10 protein-coding genes are annotated in these 14,284 nt (G+C 62.3%); 4 read left to right on the top strand and 6 right to left on the bottom strand.

Going from position 1 to position 14,284, the window contains the following annotated elements; all coding sequences use genetic code 11:
• The first annotated feature begins 38 nt into the window (after positions 1-38).
• The 3 genes from ABGM93_RS11600 to ABGM93_RS11590 all read left to right on the top strand — a co-directional run bounded on the left by ABGM93_RS11600 (position 39) and on the right by ABGM93_RS11590 (position 3,943).
• A complete protein-coding gene (locus tag ABGM93_RS11600; protein ID WP_319772658.1) occupies positions 39-530 on the top strand; it encodes a (2Fe-2S)-binding protein in 492 nt (163 codons plus the stop codon).
• 145 nt (positions 531-675) lie between these two features.
• Positions 676-3,042 (top strand): xanthine dehydrogenase family protein molybdopterin-binding subunit, encoded by a 2,367-nt coding sequence (locus ABGM93_RS11595; RefSeq protein WP_321499587.1) that lies wholly within the window; start codon positions 676-678, stop codon positions 3,040-3,042.
• A gap of 103 nt (positions 3,043-3,145) precedes the next feature.
• Entirely contained in the window at positions 3,146-3,943 is a 798-nt protein-coding gene (locus ABGM93_RS11590) for a xanthine dehydrogenase family protein subunit M (protein WP_321499586.1), read from the top strand.
• An 81-nt stretch (positions 3,944-4,024) separates the two neighbouring features.
• On the opposite strand, the gene ABGM93_RS11585 is transcribed toward ABGM93_RS11590, so the two are convergent.
• The 3 genes from ABGM93_RS11585 to ABGM93_RS11575 all read right to left on the bottom strand — a co-directional run bounded on the left by ABGM93_RS11585 (position 4,025) and on the right by ABGM93_RS11575 (position 9,508).
• Entirely contained in the window at positions 4,025-6,469 is a 2,445-nt protein-coding gene (locus ABGM93_RS11585; RefSeq protein ID WP_321499585.1) for a methyl-accepting chemotaxis protein, read from the bottom strand.
• A gap of 235 nt (positions 6,470-6,704) precedes the next feature.
• Complete coding sequence (locus ABGM93_RS11580) at positions 6,705-8,420, bottom strand: Cache 3/Cache 2 fusion domain-containing protein (protein ID WP_321499583.1); 1,716 nt, start codon at positions 8,418-8,420, stop codon at positions 6,705-6,707.
• Between the two features lie 326 nt (positions 8,421-8,746).
• A complete protein-coding gene (locus ABGM93_RS11575) occupies positions 8,747-9,508 on the bottom strand; it encodes an SDR family oxidoreductase (RefSeq protein WP_319772663.1) in 762 nt (253 codons plus the stop codon).
• A gap of 621 nt (positions 9,509-10,129) precedes the next feature.
• On the opposite strand from ABGM93_RS11575, the gene bfr reads away from it, so the two are divergent.
• Positions 10,130-10,615 (top strand): bacterioferritin, encoded by a 486-nt coding sequence (gene bfr, locus ABGM93_RS11570; RefSeq protein WP_319772664.1) that lies wholly within the window; start codon positions 10,130-10,132, stop codon positions 10,613-10,615.
• Between the two features lie 71 nt (positions 10,616-10,686).
• Here the strand turns inward: bfr and ABGM93_RS11565 are convergent, their stop codons facing one another.
• Genes ABGM93_RS11565 through ABGM93_RS11555 form a run of 3 tightly spaced genes read right to left on the bottom strand, consistent with a single transcriptional unit; the run spans position 10,687 to position 14,250 of the window.
• Complete coding sequence (locus tag ABGM93_RS11565; protein ID WP_321499580.1) at positions 10,687-11,346, bottom strand: ATP-binding cassette domain-containing protein; 660 nt, start codon at positions 11,344-11,346, stop codon at positions 10,687-10,689.
• Complete coding sequence (locus ABGM93_RS11560) at positions 11,339-13,054, bottom strand: ABC transporter permease subunit (RefSeq protein WP_321499578.1); 1,716 nt, start codon at positions 13,052-13,054, stop codon at positions 11,339-11,341. The genes ABGM93_RS11565 and ABGM93_RS11560 overlap by 8 nt, the downstream gene beginning before the upstream one ends.
• Complete coding sequence (locus tag ABGM93_RS11555; RefSeq protein WP_321505854.1) at positions 13,051-14,250, bottom strand: ABC transporter substrate-binding protein; 1,200 nt, start codon at positions 14,248-14,250, stop codon at positions 13,051-13,053. Before ABGM93_RS11555 ends, ABGM93_RS11560 begins: the two co-directional genes overlap by 4 nt.
• Positions 14,251-14,284 lie beyond the last annotated feature (34 nt).

Here is a 14,284-nt window from a genome sequence, read left to right as displayed (position 1 = left end):
CGCCCCTGCCTGACGATGAAGAAGTGGGAGGAAGTTTCATGGCGACGGTTACCATGACCGTGAACGGCAAGACCGTTTCACAAGAGGTGGAAGGCCGGACTTTGCTGGTGCAGTTCCTGCGCGAAGGGGTCGGCCTCACCGGCACCCATGTGGGATGCGATACGTCCCAATGCGGGGCCTGCGTTGTCCATGTGGACGGCAAGGCGGTCAAGTCCTGCACCATGCTGGCCGCTCAGGCCGATGGTTGTCAGGTCACCACCATCGAGGGCATAGCCAAGGGGGATATTCTTCACCCCGTGCAGGCCGCCTTCCGCGAGCATCATGGCCTTCAGTGCGGTTTCTGCACCCCCGGCATGATCATGGCCGCGGTCGACATGATCGAGCGTCATGACGCCAAGCTCGATGAGGCGACGATCCGTCACGAGCTGGAAGGCAATATCTGCCGCTGCACCGGTTACCACAACATCGTCAAGGCCATCAAGGCGGCTGCGGACGAGATCTCCGGGTCGCTGTCGGCTGCTGCCGAGTGATTTTCATCTGAGTTTTTTCAGGACGGCGCGCGCCGTCCGCGAAGCGGAGCCTGTTCCGGGCAAGTGGCGCATGAAGACGCCCCGGATCTGGTGACGTTTCGAACGGGACCCGCTTTGGACAGGCGGCATCCCAGGGGAGGAAGAAATGGGAGCTGAAGGTATCGGTGCGCGGATTCCGCGCAAGGAAGACAAGCGTTTCATCACTGGCAAGGGGCGTTACACCGACGACATGAACCTGCCGCGCATGGGCCGGGTGGCCTTTGTGCGCAGCCCGCATGCCCATGCGAAAGTCTCCAACATCGACGCATCCGCCGCGCTTGAGATGCCGGGGGTCGATGCGGTGCTCACCGGGGATCAGCTTGTGGCCGACGGTGTCGGCAATCTGATCTGCGGCTGGATGATCCATTCCAAGGACGGCTCGCCCATGAACATGGGCGCATGGTCGGCGCTGGCCACCGATACGGTGCGCTTCGTAGGGCAGGCGGTCGCCATGGTGGTTGCAGACACCTATGAGCAGGCCCGCGATGCAGCCGAAGCCGTAATGGTGGACTGGGAAGAGCTGCCGGCGGTGACGACGACAGCCGCGGCTCTGAAGCCAGGTGCGCCGCAGATCCACCCGGAAGCGCCGGGCAACATGGTCTATGACTGGGAGATCGGTGACGAGGCCGCGGTCGATGCGGCCATGGCGAGCGCCGCCCATATCACCAAGATCGACATTACCAACAATCGTCTCGTGCCCAATCCAATGGAGCCGCGCGCCGCCGTCGTGGATTATGACGCGGCTGAGGAGCATTTCACGCTCTGGACCACATCCCAGAACCCGCATATGGCGCGTCTGGTTCTGTCTGCCTTCTATAATATCGCCCCGGAGCACAAGCTGCGCGTCATCGCCCCTGATGTCGGCGGCGGTTTCGGCTCCAAGATCTATGTCTATCCGGAAGAGGTGGCCTGCCTTTGGGCCGCCAAGAAGGTGGGACGTCCGCTGAAATGGGTTTCCGATCGCACCGAAGCCTTCCTCACCGATGCCCATGGCCGCGACCACACCACAACCGCGGAACTGGCCTTTGACGCGGACAATCGCATCACGGGCTTCCGGGTGAACACCACGGCGAATTTCGGCGCCTACATGTCGCTCTTCTCGTCTGCCGTGCCGACCTACCTCTATGCCACGCTTTTGTCGGGCCAGTACGCGATGCCCGCCATCTACGCCAATGTGAAGGGGGTCTATACCACCACCACGCCGGTCGATGCCTATCGCGGCGCGGGACGCCCGGAGGCGACCTATGTGGTGGAGCGCATCATGGAAGTGGCGGCGCGCGAACTGGGGCTCGATCCGGCGGAGCTGCGCCGCAAGAACTTCGTGACCGAGTTCCCGCACCAGACCCCGGTCATCATGTGCTATGACGCGGGCGATTATGACGCATCGGTTCGTGCGGCGCAGGAAGCCATCGACTATGCGGGGTATCCGGCCCGCAAGGCGGAGGCTGAGGCGCGTGGCAAGCTGCGCGGCATCGGCTACTCCTGCTATATCGAGGCATGTGGCATCGCGCCTTCCAAGGCCGTCGGCTCGCTCGGCGCTGGCGTCGGTCTTTGGGAATCGGCGGAAGTCCGGGTCAATCCGGTTGGCACCATCGAGGTCCTCACCGGGTCCCACAGCCACGGTCAGGGGCATGAGACGACCTTTGCCCAGCTTGTGTCGGAACGCCTCGGCGTTGGCGTCGATACCGTCCAGATCGTCCATGGCGACACCGACAAGGTGCAGTTCGGCATGGGTACCTACGGGTCGCGGTCAGGTGCCGTCGGCATGTCGGCCATCTCAAAGGCGCTCGACAAGGTTGAGACCAAGGCCAAGAAGATCGCCGCGCACCTGATGGAAGCGGCGGAGGCCGACATCGTGGTCGATGGCGGGGCCTTCAAGGTGGCGGGCACCGACAAGCAGCTCACCATGACCGAAGTCGCGCTCGCCGCCTACACCGCCCACAACCTGCCGGATGGCATGGAGCCGGGCCTGAAGGAAGGCGCTTTCTACGACCCGGCCAACTTCACCTTCCCCGCAGGTTGCTACATCTGCGAGGTCGAGGTTGATCCGGACACCGGCAAGACCGAGATCATCGCCTTCGTGGCGGCGGATGATTTCGGGCGCATCATCAACCCGATGATCGTGGAAGGGCAGGTCCATGGCGGTCTTGCACAGGGCATCGGCCAGGCGCTGCTGGAAGGCTGCGTCTATGACGAGGACAGTGGCCAGCTCACCACCGCCTCCTTCCAGGATTACTGCATGCCGCGCGCCGATGACCTGCCTTCCTTCCACGTGACGACCACGGAGACGATCTGCCCGTCCAATCCGCTGGGCATGAAAGGCTGCGGCGAGGCGGGCGCCATCGGGTCTCCGCCGGCGTTGATGAATGCGTTGACCGATGCGCTCGGCACCGAGGACCTGACCATGCCGGCGACGCCGGAAAAGGTCTGGCGTCTTGCCCAGGCGGCCCGGCGGCCCATGGCGGCCGAATAGGAGATCGAAGGTTCGCCGCGGCCCGCCGGAAAAGGCCTGGGCCGCGGCTTCGATGATTTTCCCGGCCACGCGAATGGCGGGGCCGAAACGGGAAGGGATTGATATGTACGAAACCAATTATCACCGCGCAGCCAGCGTTCAGGAGGCCGCGGGCCTTCTTGCGGGCAATGATGAGGCTAAGGTGCTGGCCGGTGGCCAGACCCTCATTCCGACCATGAAGCAGCGCCTTGCCGCGCCCTCAGATCTCATCGACGTCTCGCGCATCGAGGACTTGCAGGGGGTTACAAAATCGGGCGACGCCTACACGATCGGGGCAGGCACGTGCCATGCGAATGTGGCTGGTGACGCCGGGCTCAAGGCCGACATTCCGGGGCTTGCGGCTCTCGCCGGCAAGATCGGCGATCCGCATGTGCGCCATCGTGGCACCATCGGTGGATCAATCGCCAACAATGACCCGGCGGCTGACTATCCGGCGGGCATGCTGGCCCTTGGTGCGACCATCATCACCAACAAGCGCGAGCTTTCCGCAGACGACTTCTTCACCGGCCTCTTTGAGACGGCGCTGGAAGAAGACGAGATCGTCACCGCGGTGCGCGTTCCCGTGCCGCAGAAATCATCCTACGCCAAGTTCCCGAACCCCGCCTCGCGTTATGCGATGGCCGGTGTGTTCGTGGCAAAGCTCGCCGATGGCGCGGTCCGTGTTGCGGTGACAGGCGCGGGCGCGGATGGCGTTTTCCGCGTACCAGAGATGGAGGCGGCCCTTGCCGCCAACTGGTCGCCGGAAGCGGTGGCGGGCATCGCGGTCGATGCGGGCGGTCTCCTGGGCGATATTCACGGCTCGCCCGACTACCGCGCGAATCTCGTGAACGTCATGGCCAAGCGCGCGGTCGCTGCCGCGTGATCACCGGGCGGACAAAAACAGGATAGAAAAAGGCGGGAGTGATCCCGCCTTTTTGCTGCTTTCGTGTTGTTCAAAGCCTGATCAGGCGGCGGTCACCTCTGCGAGGAACCTGTCGATCTGCCTGCGTAGATGGCCGGTCTTCTCGGAGACATCAGCGCTGGAATCATGCACCGATTGGGCCGACTGGGATGTGTGGTCGACGGCGCCGGTGAGGCTCTCCATCTCCTGGCTCATCGCGCTGGTATCCCGCGTGGCATCCAGTACTGAACGGCTGATCTCGGCGGTCGCCGCCCCTTGTTGCTGAACGGCGGCGGCTATGGTGGAGGTGTACGTGTTCACCTCGTCCATGATTTCCGCGATCTTCTGGATCGCGATGACAGCCTCGCCGGTGGAGCCCTGAATGCCCGCGATCTGGGCGGAGATTTCCTCCGTTGCCTTTGATGTCTGGGTCGCCAGTTCCTTCACCTCTGCCGCCACAACGGCGAAGCCCTTGCCGGCTTCCCCTGCGCGAGCTGCCTCGATGGTGGCATTCAACGCGAGCAGGTTGGTCTGTTCGGCGATATCCTGAATGAGACCGATAACCTCGCCGATCTTGTTGGCCGACTGGGCGAGCGAAGCCACCTTGGCATTCGTCTCCTGTGTGCCGGTGGTGGCCTTGCCGACGATTTCCGTCGTTTTGGAAATCTGACGGTCGATTTCCTTGATGGAGGCGGCGAGTTCCTCCGCCGCGCTCGCCACGGTCTCCACGTTCTGGGACGCGCCGCTTGCCGCGGTGGCCGCATGGGCGGTGCGCTGGGAGGCGTTGACCGCGACTTGGGAAAGATCGCCAGCGGTCGATGACATGGTACCGATACTGTCCGAGACCGATTGCAGGAGGTTCCGGACTTCGGCGCGAAAATCGGCGATGAGGCCTTCCACCTTCTGGCGCCGGGCGCTTTCCGCCCGATCCTCCGCTTCCTTGGCCTTCTGCAGGCGGATGCGCTCCACCGCGTTGTCGCGGAAGACCTGCACTGCCCGGCTCATGCCGCCGATTTCGTCGAGACGCTGCGCACTGTCAATGGTCACGTCGGTATTGCCGTTGGCAAGCTGTTCCATGGTCTGCGTGAGGGCGCGGGTTGGGCGCGCGATGGCACGGGACAGCACGAAGGCGATACCGCTTGCAGCAATAATGGCGAAAGCCAGTGTGACAGCGATCTGCCACAGCGCGCTGGTTCCTGCGTCTCTGGCGATCTGGCTTTCCCTGTTTGCCATCTCGGCAATGGCGGCTCGCATCTCCTGGGAAAGACGGTCGAGCGAGGCGCTCTGCTCGGCCATGGCGATGCGAAGCGAAGCAAGCTTCTCGAACACGCTGCCCAATTCGCCCACTTTCGTTTCAAGCCCGTCCAGCACGCCTCGCAACTCTTCCCTTTTCGGGTCCGTCGGCGGCAACGTCGCGATTTCACGGGACATGGCGTCATTCGCCGCCGTGATTGCTTTCAGTGCTGCGAGCGCTTCTTCCCCCACCACGTCTTTGCGGTCGCTGACGAAGGCGTGGAACTTCGCCTCGCCCTTCAGGGCTTGCGTGAGAATGAAGGCGGCGGCTTGTGCCAAGCGGCTGTATTGTTCGTCCTTCGCCCCGATTGCCTCGAACTGGCTGCGACCATTGTCGACAAGATCATAGATCAGCTTGCGCAGGGCGTTGGTGCTCTCAAGCGCTGCCTCGCCCGATTGGCGTACGCTCACCTCAAGCCCGTAAAGTGTTGCGAAGTCGGTGGTTTGCGACAGCTTCACAATGTTCTCGCGATAAGCGACGAGTGCATCGGCAAGAGCCTTGGTTTCGGCGGCCTGAGGTCCGCCTTGGCCCGCCCGCATCAGCTTTTCGGCAAGCGGCTCCAAAGGTTCAGAGGCACTCAGAGCCAGCTTCGTGGCGTTGCCGGAGGACGTGCCGGAGAAGACGTTCTGAATCAGGAGCAGCTTTTCGATGGATTCAGAGGACAGACGCGCGATTGCGTCGATGCGCTGAAGCTCAGCCTGGTTATGCGTCAGTTCTTCCTTGGTCTGGTCGCGAACCTGCTCGATCGATTGGCGAAACTCCGTCGCCGCCACATCGAGGTCCCGTGCGCCCGCCATGAAGCTCTCAAGCGTGGTCCGGTTTTGCGCGATCAGTCCACTGAGCTTTTCGAAATCGTCCGTCAGGGCCGCAACCGATCGCAGGGCATCATGAATGCCCTGCGCGCCCTCACCGTCACCGGCATCCTTGGCCATTGCATCAAGGCGGGCCTGCAATTTCGCGGTTTCCTGCCGCACGGCGTCACGCTGTTCCGCATTGGGCTCCAGCAGATAAGCTTCGCGTGCGGCAGAAACCGTCTGAAGCTGGTTCACGACGTCTGTGGAGATAGAGGCCAGCTCCATCCGGCTGTTGAGGGACATGATCGCCAATACCCCACTGAGGCCGATTGCCATGGAGAGTACGAGTACAAGCGCAAATCCACCGCTGATCTTGGCGCCGATTGGCATGTTGAGAATAAAACCGGTCTTGGTCGCCATTTCCGCCCTACTTGTTTTTGTAACGTAGCGGAAGTTTCTCCTTGGAAAGGAAAATATTGCGTAAATTACCCATCAACGATCTCGTTGATTATCAATAGACGGGTGGGGGACGCGAAGCTGGTGCCCAAAGGGGCTGTCATAGGAAACGGTTGCGGCCGGACCGTTCCCGGTCCGGCCGCCTGCCGGGTCTTCGCAGTGTGGGTCGTGAGGGCGCGTTCCGTCAGGCCGCGTTCCGTCAGGCCGCGTTCACTTCGGTCAGGAACGTGCTGATCTCCCGGCGAAGCTTCTCGGTCTTGTCGGAGACCTCCGAGGAGGCTCCCAAAACGGTTTCGGCGGATTCCCTGGCTTGCGCCACGGATTGCGACAGGGTCGCCATGTTGCCGGTCACAGCACTGGTGCCATGGGCGGCCTGTTGGACACTGCGCGAAATTTCGGTTGTTGCCGCGCCCTGTCGCTCCACGGCTGAGGCGATGGCCCCGGTGTGGCTGTTCACTTCTTCCATCGTCTGGGCGATTTCCTGAATGGCATTGGCGGCATCTGAAGTCGCGTGCTGGATTGCCGAGATTTGCGCGGAAATCTCCTCCGTCGCCTTGGAGGTCTGTGTCGCCAGCTCCTTCACCTCTGACGCCACGATCGCGAAGCCTCTGCCGGCCTCGCCTGCACGTGCGGCCTCTATGGTGGCGTTCAACGCCAGCAGGTTGGTCTGTTCGGCGATATCGTGAATGAGCCCGATAACCTCGCCGATCTTGTTGGCGGCCTCTGCCAGTGACGCGACCTTCTCGTTGGTCGAGACGGCTCCTTTGGTGGCATGGGAGACGATCTCTGTCGTTTGTCCGACCTGCCGGGAGATCTCGGTGATGGAGGCAGCAAGCTCTTCGGCAGCGGAGGCGACGGTTTCCACATTTTCCGTAGCTTCTTCGCTGGCCGCGGCCGTCTCGTCGGCACGGTTGGCGCTCTCCCCGGCAATGCCGGTCAGGGCGCGGGCGGTCGTTTCCAGGCCCTTGGCGGTCCCTTCGACCGACTGAATCAGGGACTGGACGGTGTCTCTGAAGTCGTCGATGCGGCTTACAGTCGTGCGAGCGCGTTCCTCGCGCGCCGCTCGTTCGCAAGCCTGCGCGGCGGCAAGGTCATGGCGTTCCTGGCTGCGTTGCTTGAGTGTCACAACGGCCTTCGCCATTTCGCCGACCTCGTCACCGCGCTCGGCATAGAGGATCTCGGTTTTCAGGTCGTCTTCGGCGATGCGTCGGGTGATGCCGGCCAGCATGGTCAGCGGACGCAGCATCTTGCGGGTTTGCCAGATGGTCGCGCCGATGGCGGCAACGAGGATCGCCAGGAAGGCAACGGCAAGGGACGTCAGCGTCTTGTTGATTATCTCCACGATCTGGTCCTTGCGCACCCCTGCATAAAGGATGCCGACTGTTTCTCCGCTCTCGGAGAAGATCGGCTGATAGATCGTGTAATAGGGCTGCCCGAGAATGGTCGCTTCGCCGCGGAACGTCTCGCCCCTCATGATAAGGGGATAGACGGCGCCTTTCTGCCCAAGCGGGGTTCCGACGGCGCGCTTTCCATCGGGTTTGATGATGTTGGTTGTCCGGCGCCAGAAATCGCGGCTCTGCGGATCCCACGCGAAGACGGTCGCCGTTTCCCCTGTCATGCGACCGATGGCATCGATCATGTCGTTGTTGTCGAAGGTAAGCGGTTGGCTGACCGTGATGCGCTGGACATTGCCGTCCGAGTCCCAGGTGACACGTGCACCGGGCACGTCGCGCGCAAACAGCGTGGCCGCCGAACGAAGCGAACCGAACTGCCGTGCGGCGGCTTCATCCGCGACTTGAGCCGAGATCGTGAAATAGACAACGGTTGCAATGATCGTCAATGCGGCTGTGAGGAGGAGCGTGAAGGTCATTGTCATACGACCAACAAGACCAAGGCAGTTCAAGTTGAATCTCATTGCAGGTGTCTCCGGAGACGGCAAAACCGGCATACGGCTTTGCTTTATTCAGAATTAGACACCAGAAACAATAAAGGTTACATTAATTTACAGCTACATTCGGGGCTTCGTATTACGTAGATGCAGGTTTATACAATGCGTTGCCAAGATAATAAAATCATGAATTATTGAAAACAAAGTGCGCATGTTGAAAGTCTATTCAGACGTGCTGAAGCAGAAAATCACATATCGATATATCAGTGTAATTGTATGTCTTCACCCATACGCAGCGAACGGGTCCATATGGGGCCTCTTTCAAAGCGGGAGGCAGGACCCTTCCGTGGCGTTTAGACGTGCTGCCCGCCATTGATATGGATTTCAGCTCCCGTGACATAGGAACTGGGCGCGTTGCACAGGAAAAATATCGTGTCGGCGACTTCTTCCGGCCGGCCGAGCCTGCGAAGCGGGATCTGCTCGACGAGTTTTTCTGTACCGGGCGAGAGGATCGAGGTGTCGATCTCCCCTGGTGCGATTGCGTTGACCCGGATGCCATAGGGTCCGAAGTCAGCCGCCATTTCCCGCGTCAGCGAAGCAAGGGCCGCCTTGGAAGTGGCATAGGCGGTTCCAGCGAAGGGATGCACGCGCATGCCGGCAATGGAGGTGACATTGACGACAGATCCTTCTCCGGCCTTCAGCTCTGCAATGAGACCGCGCGCCAGCATGATGGGCGCAAAGAAGTTCACCTGGAAGACGGTGCGCCACAGATCCATCGGCGTCGTCAGCGAATCCAGCCGGCCCGCGTTTTCATCCTTGGGGCTGATCGCGGCATTGTTGATGAGGGCGTGCAGCTCGCTGCCGTCGGTTTCCAGTCGCTCGCGAATCTCCGCCACAGCGCCGGCGATCACCTCCGGGTCGGAAAGATCCACCTGGATATGGTCTTCCGGCCCCATCGGCCAGGGGCACTTGTCGGAGAAAGGTTGGCGGGAACAGGTGATGACGCGCCATCCGGCTGCCGAAAACCGTTTGACCGTCGCATGGCCGATGCCGCGGCTTGCACCCGTCAGCACAACGGTTTTGCGGGATTCGGGACGGATGGCAGAATCGCTCATGTGCATGGCCTTGTTTCTTGTGGCGTCGGGCATAGGTTAGGGCGTATCCCAGCTAAACCAAACAGGTTTGATCGGCTCGCAGATGTTTGAGAGTGTCTTGCCGGAACGTGGCGTTTCGTCGGTCTGTCGCCCAGACCGAAACGAACGGATCCTTCAGACGCGCCACACTACCGCATCGCGTCCGCTCTCGCCACGACTCAAAGTGCCTCGGGTATCGCGCAGATGATCGTATGTTCCTGCAATGTATTGACGGATAAGGACCTGGAGCGCGCAGCCGCCGAAATTCGTGACGATCCTTCCGGTCGCATCGTCACGCCGGGGGGCTGTTTCAAGAAGCTCGATTGCCGTCCAAAGTGTGGGAATTGTTTTCCCATGGTTGTGCAGGTCATTCATCGTAGTTATAATAATTCTAAACTACGAGATCAGAAGCCGGACCAGCCTCGTTGGTGGGATGTCGACCCTGAGGAGCCGATGACCCCGGAAGGCCGGTCTGAGACCGTTCCCGCCACAAGGAGCAGCTCCCCTGCGAGGAAAAAGGCCCCTGCAAAGGGGTGAAATCCTGCAAGGGCATATCGCAGACACTGCAGCCGCATTTGGCTCTCTCAAGAAGGAAATCTGGCCATGAAGGGCGAACCGGAAGTCATTGAATACCTCAACAAGGCGCTGCGTCACGAGATGACGGCGGTCAACCAGTACTGGCTGCACTATCGCCTGACGGAAGACTGGGGATTCGCCCGCTTCGCGCGCAAGGAGCGTGAGGAGTCCATCGAGGAAATGCAGCACGCCGACAAGCTGGTCCAGCGCATCATCTTCCTGGGCGGTCATCCGAACATGCAGAGCCTCGACCCGCTGCGTATCGGCCAGAATATCCGCGAAGTGCTGGATTGCGATCTCGCCGGCGAATATTCCGCGCGCGCCCTCTACAAGGAAGCCCGCGAATGCTGCAACGAGAAGGGCGACTACGTGACCATGAAGCTCTTTGAGGAGCTGATGGCCGACGAGGAAGGCCACATCGATTATCTGGAGACCCAGATCGAGCTTCTCGAGGCCATCGGTGCAGAGCGCTACATGCAGACCCAGGCGGTGCCTGCGGACGAAGCCGAATAAGTCTCGTTCTCACGAGTATGCAATTTCGAACGGGCGGCCTCAACGGTCGCCCGTTTTCATTTGGGCCCGTTTCAGTCCGGCCGCGGTGCCTGCGCGGACTGAAGCGTGACGATGGCCCCGCCCGCCGCTTCCGCATCCCGGATATCATGCGTGACGAGCAGGACCGGCAGGTTTCGTTCGCGCGCCTTGGTGAAAACGAGCGCGCGGATCTGGTCGCGAAGCCCGGCGTCGAGTTTTGAGAAAGGCTCATCCAGCAACAGTGCCCCTGGCTCCGACAGCAGCACCCGCATGAGCGCAACCCGCGCCCGCTGTCCGCCGGAAAGGCTTGCCGGATCGCGGGGGCCCAGGCCGTCCAGTGAAACATCCGCCAGCACTTTGCATGCGCGTTCGCGCCGCTCCGCGCGCGTCACGCCCTGGGGTACCGCGAACATCAGGTTCTCGGCCACCGACATGTGCGGGAAGAGAAGGTCGTCCTGAAAGAGCAGCCCGACATGGCGGGCTGGGGCGGGCAGGGCAGTGATATCGCGCCCGGCAAGCCACACAGAACCTTGCGCCGTAAAGGCGGGGGGCAGGAACCCGGCAATGAAGCTGAGCAGCGTCGACTTCCCGACCCCGCTTTCCCCCATGACGGTCAGAATCTCGCCGGGGTCGATCCGGTGATCGAGCGCGATCAGCGGCGCGCCTTCGCGCATGATCCGCACATTTTCAAGAATGAGCGCGCTGTCACTCATGCCCTGGCCTCATGTCGCGCCGGTTCCTGAAGAGCATGGCGGGCAGCGTTGTTGCAAGCACGAAGCCTGCAAGGGGCAACGCCATTTGCAGGAGTGCATAGACCGCAATGATGCGTCGGCTACCGCCCGAAGCGAGCGCCACCGCTTCGGTGGTGAGGGTGGTGTACCGCCCGCCACCGATGAGCAGGGTAGGGAGGTATTGGCCGACCGAAACCGCAAAACCGACAGCCACCGCCGTCAGGACGGGGGGCAACAGAATGGGAAGCCGCACCCGCCAGAAGATTCGCGATTGCCCGGCCCCAAGGCTTGCCGCGACATGGGCGTAACGCGGATCCCACGCCCGCCACGGATCGCCGAGCGACAGGAACACGTAAGGCAGCACGAAGAGGAAATGGGAAAACACGAGCGCGCCGCCGCTGGTCCCAAGCCCCATGGCGATAAACAGGAATTGCAGCCCGAAAAGAAACGCCACCTGCGGCACCAGAAGCGGCACATAGATGAGCCCGAGCGCCGTCCCGCGCGGGGCGTGTCCGGTGCGAATTTCCCGCTCCAGGCAGGCGATGGTCAGAAGGAGGGCGGCGAGGGTCGCGGCGCAGCCCAGCCACAGGGTCGTCCCGGTTGGCCCCGCTATCTGCGGCAGCGCCGTCGTCCATGTCTTCAAAGAGATGGCAGGCGGGAGGCTTGCCGGGAAGGGCCAGAAGCCGGCGAGCGACCACAGGACCAGAACGACGAGCCCCAGTCCCGTGGCCGCGATCAGCAAGAGCGTTGCGGCGGCAAGTCCTGCGCGCGCCGCGCTGTCTGCAGCCCCCCGGGCGCCGTTCACCCGCCAGTTTCGGTGCCATGCGGCGGCGAGCTTTTCGATGGCAAGCCATGTCAGGATCGCCGCTCCCGTCACGCCCACCTGAAGGAGTGCGCCTGCAGAGGCTGTGAAGCGCATCGCGAGATCGGGGTCGCGCATCCAGTGGGTGAGCTGCACGGCAAGTGGCGCGGGCAGCGTCGGCCCGAGGATCATCGCCACATCGACCACCGAGGAGGAATAGGCGATGACCGCCAGAACCGGCAGGCGGATCTGCGGATAGATCTGCGGCAGGGCGACCTTGAAGAAGCCCGCAAGCCGTCCGTATCCGAAACTGGCGGCGACCCGCATGTGCCGGGCGGCCAGGGTCTGCGGAAGAGCTGCAAGCGTCATCAGAAACAGGAAAGGGGCTTCCTTGGCGACGAGCCCCGCGATCATCGAAAGTCCCAATGGATCGTGCAGGATCAGGATATCCGGCGGACGTTCAAACCCCGTCGCCCATGGCGAGACGAGACGCATGATCCAGCCCGACGGCGCGATGAGGAAGGCGAGCGCGAAGGCCGCCGCCGCGTGGGGCACGGAAAGAAGCGGCGAGAGCGCGCGGTTCATCAAGCCAAAGAGCCGTGTTTCACTCCACCCCGCGATGAAGCCGAGCACGAGGCCCAGCGACACGGCGGTCGCCACAAGTGCCGTCAGGTAGCTGAAAACCGCCGAGCGCCAGATGCCCGGCTGGGCCATCAGCATCCGCCAGGGATCGAGCGAAAAATGCTCGCCACCCAGAACCGGCAGATAACCGAAGGCGGGAAACGCCGCCCCGGCAAGTCCGGCGACGACCGGCAGGATCAAAAGCGCGATGGTCAGACCCGGCGCAAGCTGAAGGGCGAAGCCGGGTGTGTCAGTCCGCTCCGTCATTCGACGCCGTAGCGCGCCGACCATGCCTGTTCCAGACGTGTCGTCCAGCTCGGGTGCGGCTCAGGCAGGGTCTGGCCAAGCTCGGCGGGCGTTAGCGTCGCGATACCGAGATCGAGCGCATCGAAGCGCGCCTTGTCGTCCGCTGCAAGAGTATCCACCGCCAGCACGGTCGGATCGCCCCAGACATTCGGGTCCTGTTTGCGGGCCTGGGCCTCGGGGCTCATCAGAAAATCGGCGACGACCATCGCACCAGCCGGGGCATTGGCATTGAAAGGAATGGCCACGAAATGCGTGTTGCCGATGGTGCCGCCATCCAGAACATAAGTGCGCACCGTTTCCGGCAATTCACCGTTCGCGATGGCGTTGGAGGCGGCTGCCGGGTTGAAATTGAAGGCGATCTCGGTTTCCCCGTCGGCCAGAAGCTGCATCATCGCGGCGCTGTTTTGCGGGAAGGCGCGGCCCGAGCGCCAGAGCACGGGGTGAAGCGCGTCGAGATAGTCGAAAAGCGGCGTGGAGGCGGCTGCGAAGCTTTCGTCGGTCACAGGTTCGCTGAGTGCGGACCTGTCCGGAGCCACAGCGTAAAGCGCCTGCTTCAGGAAGGTCGTGCCGTGAAAATCGGGCGGCTGCGGATAGGTGAAGCGGCCCGGATTGGCCTTCGCCCAGTCGAGAAGGGCCGCAAGTGTGCGCGGTGGGTTTTCAAGCCGTGCCGTATCATGGACGAACACAAGCTGCGCCATGCCCCAGGGCGCTTCCAGCCCATCGGTCGGCACGGTGAAGTCGTTGAGGACCGTGGGCTTGCCCGCCACATCGACGTGTTTCCATGCGGGCAGCTTGTCGGCCCAGCCTTTTTTCAAAAGCAGCCCTTCGCGCTTCATCGCGGCGAAATTCTCGCCGTTGATCCAGATGAGATCGATCGCCCCGCCCGTTGTCTGTCCCGCCACCTTTTCCGCCAGCACCCGGCTGACGACGCTGGCCGTGTCGTCCACCTTCACTTGCTTCAGCGTGATGCCGTATTTCGCGGCGACTTGATCGGCGGCCCATCCGATATAGGCGTTGATGCGCGGCTCCCCGCCCCATGCGTAGAAATAGACCGTTTCCCCGTGCGCTTTCGCCGTCAGGTCTGCCCAGTGCGAAGGGGATGGTTCTGCGGCCCGGCTTGCGGTGAGGCTGACAAGGACGGCGGCAAGGATCGCCATCGTGGCGCGGACAATCGACAAGAGAGGCTCCTTC

The organism is Breoghania sp. (genome assembly GCF_963674635.1).
Lineage (GTDB): Bacteria > Pseudomonadota > Alphaproteobacteria > Rhizobiales > Stappiaceae > Breoghania.
Note: the sequence above shows the minus strand (reverse complement) of the source record. Positions and strands in the feature narration are given on the sequence as shown.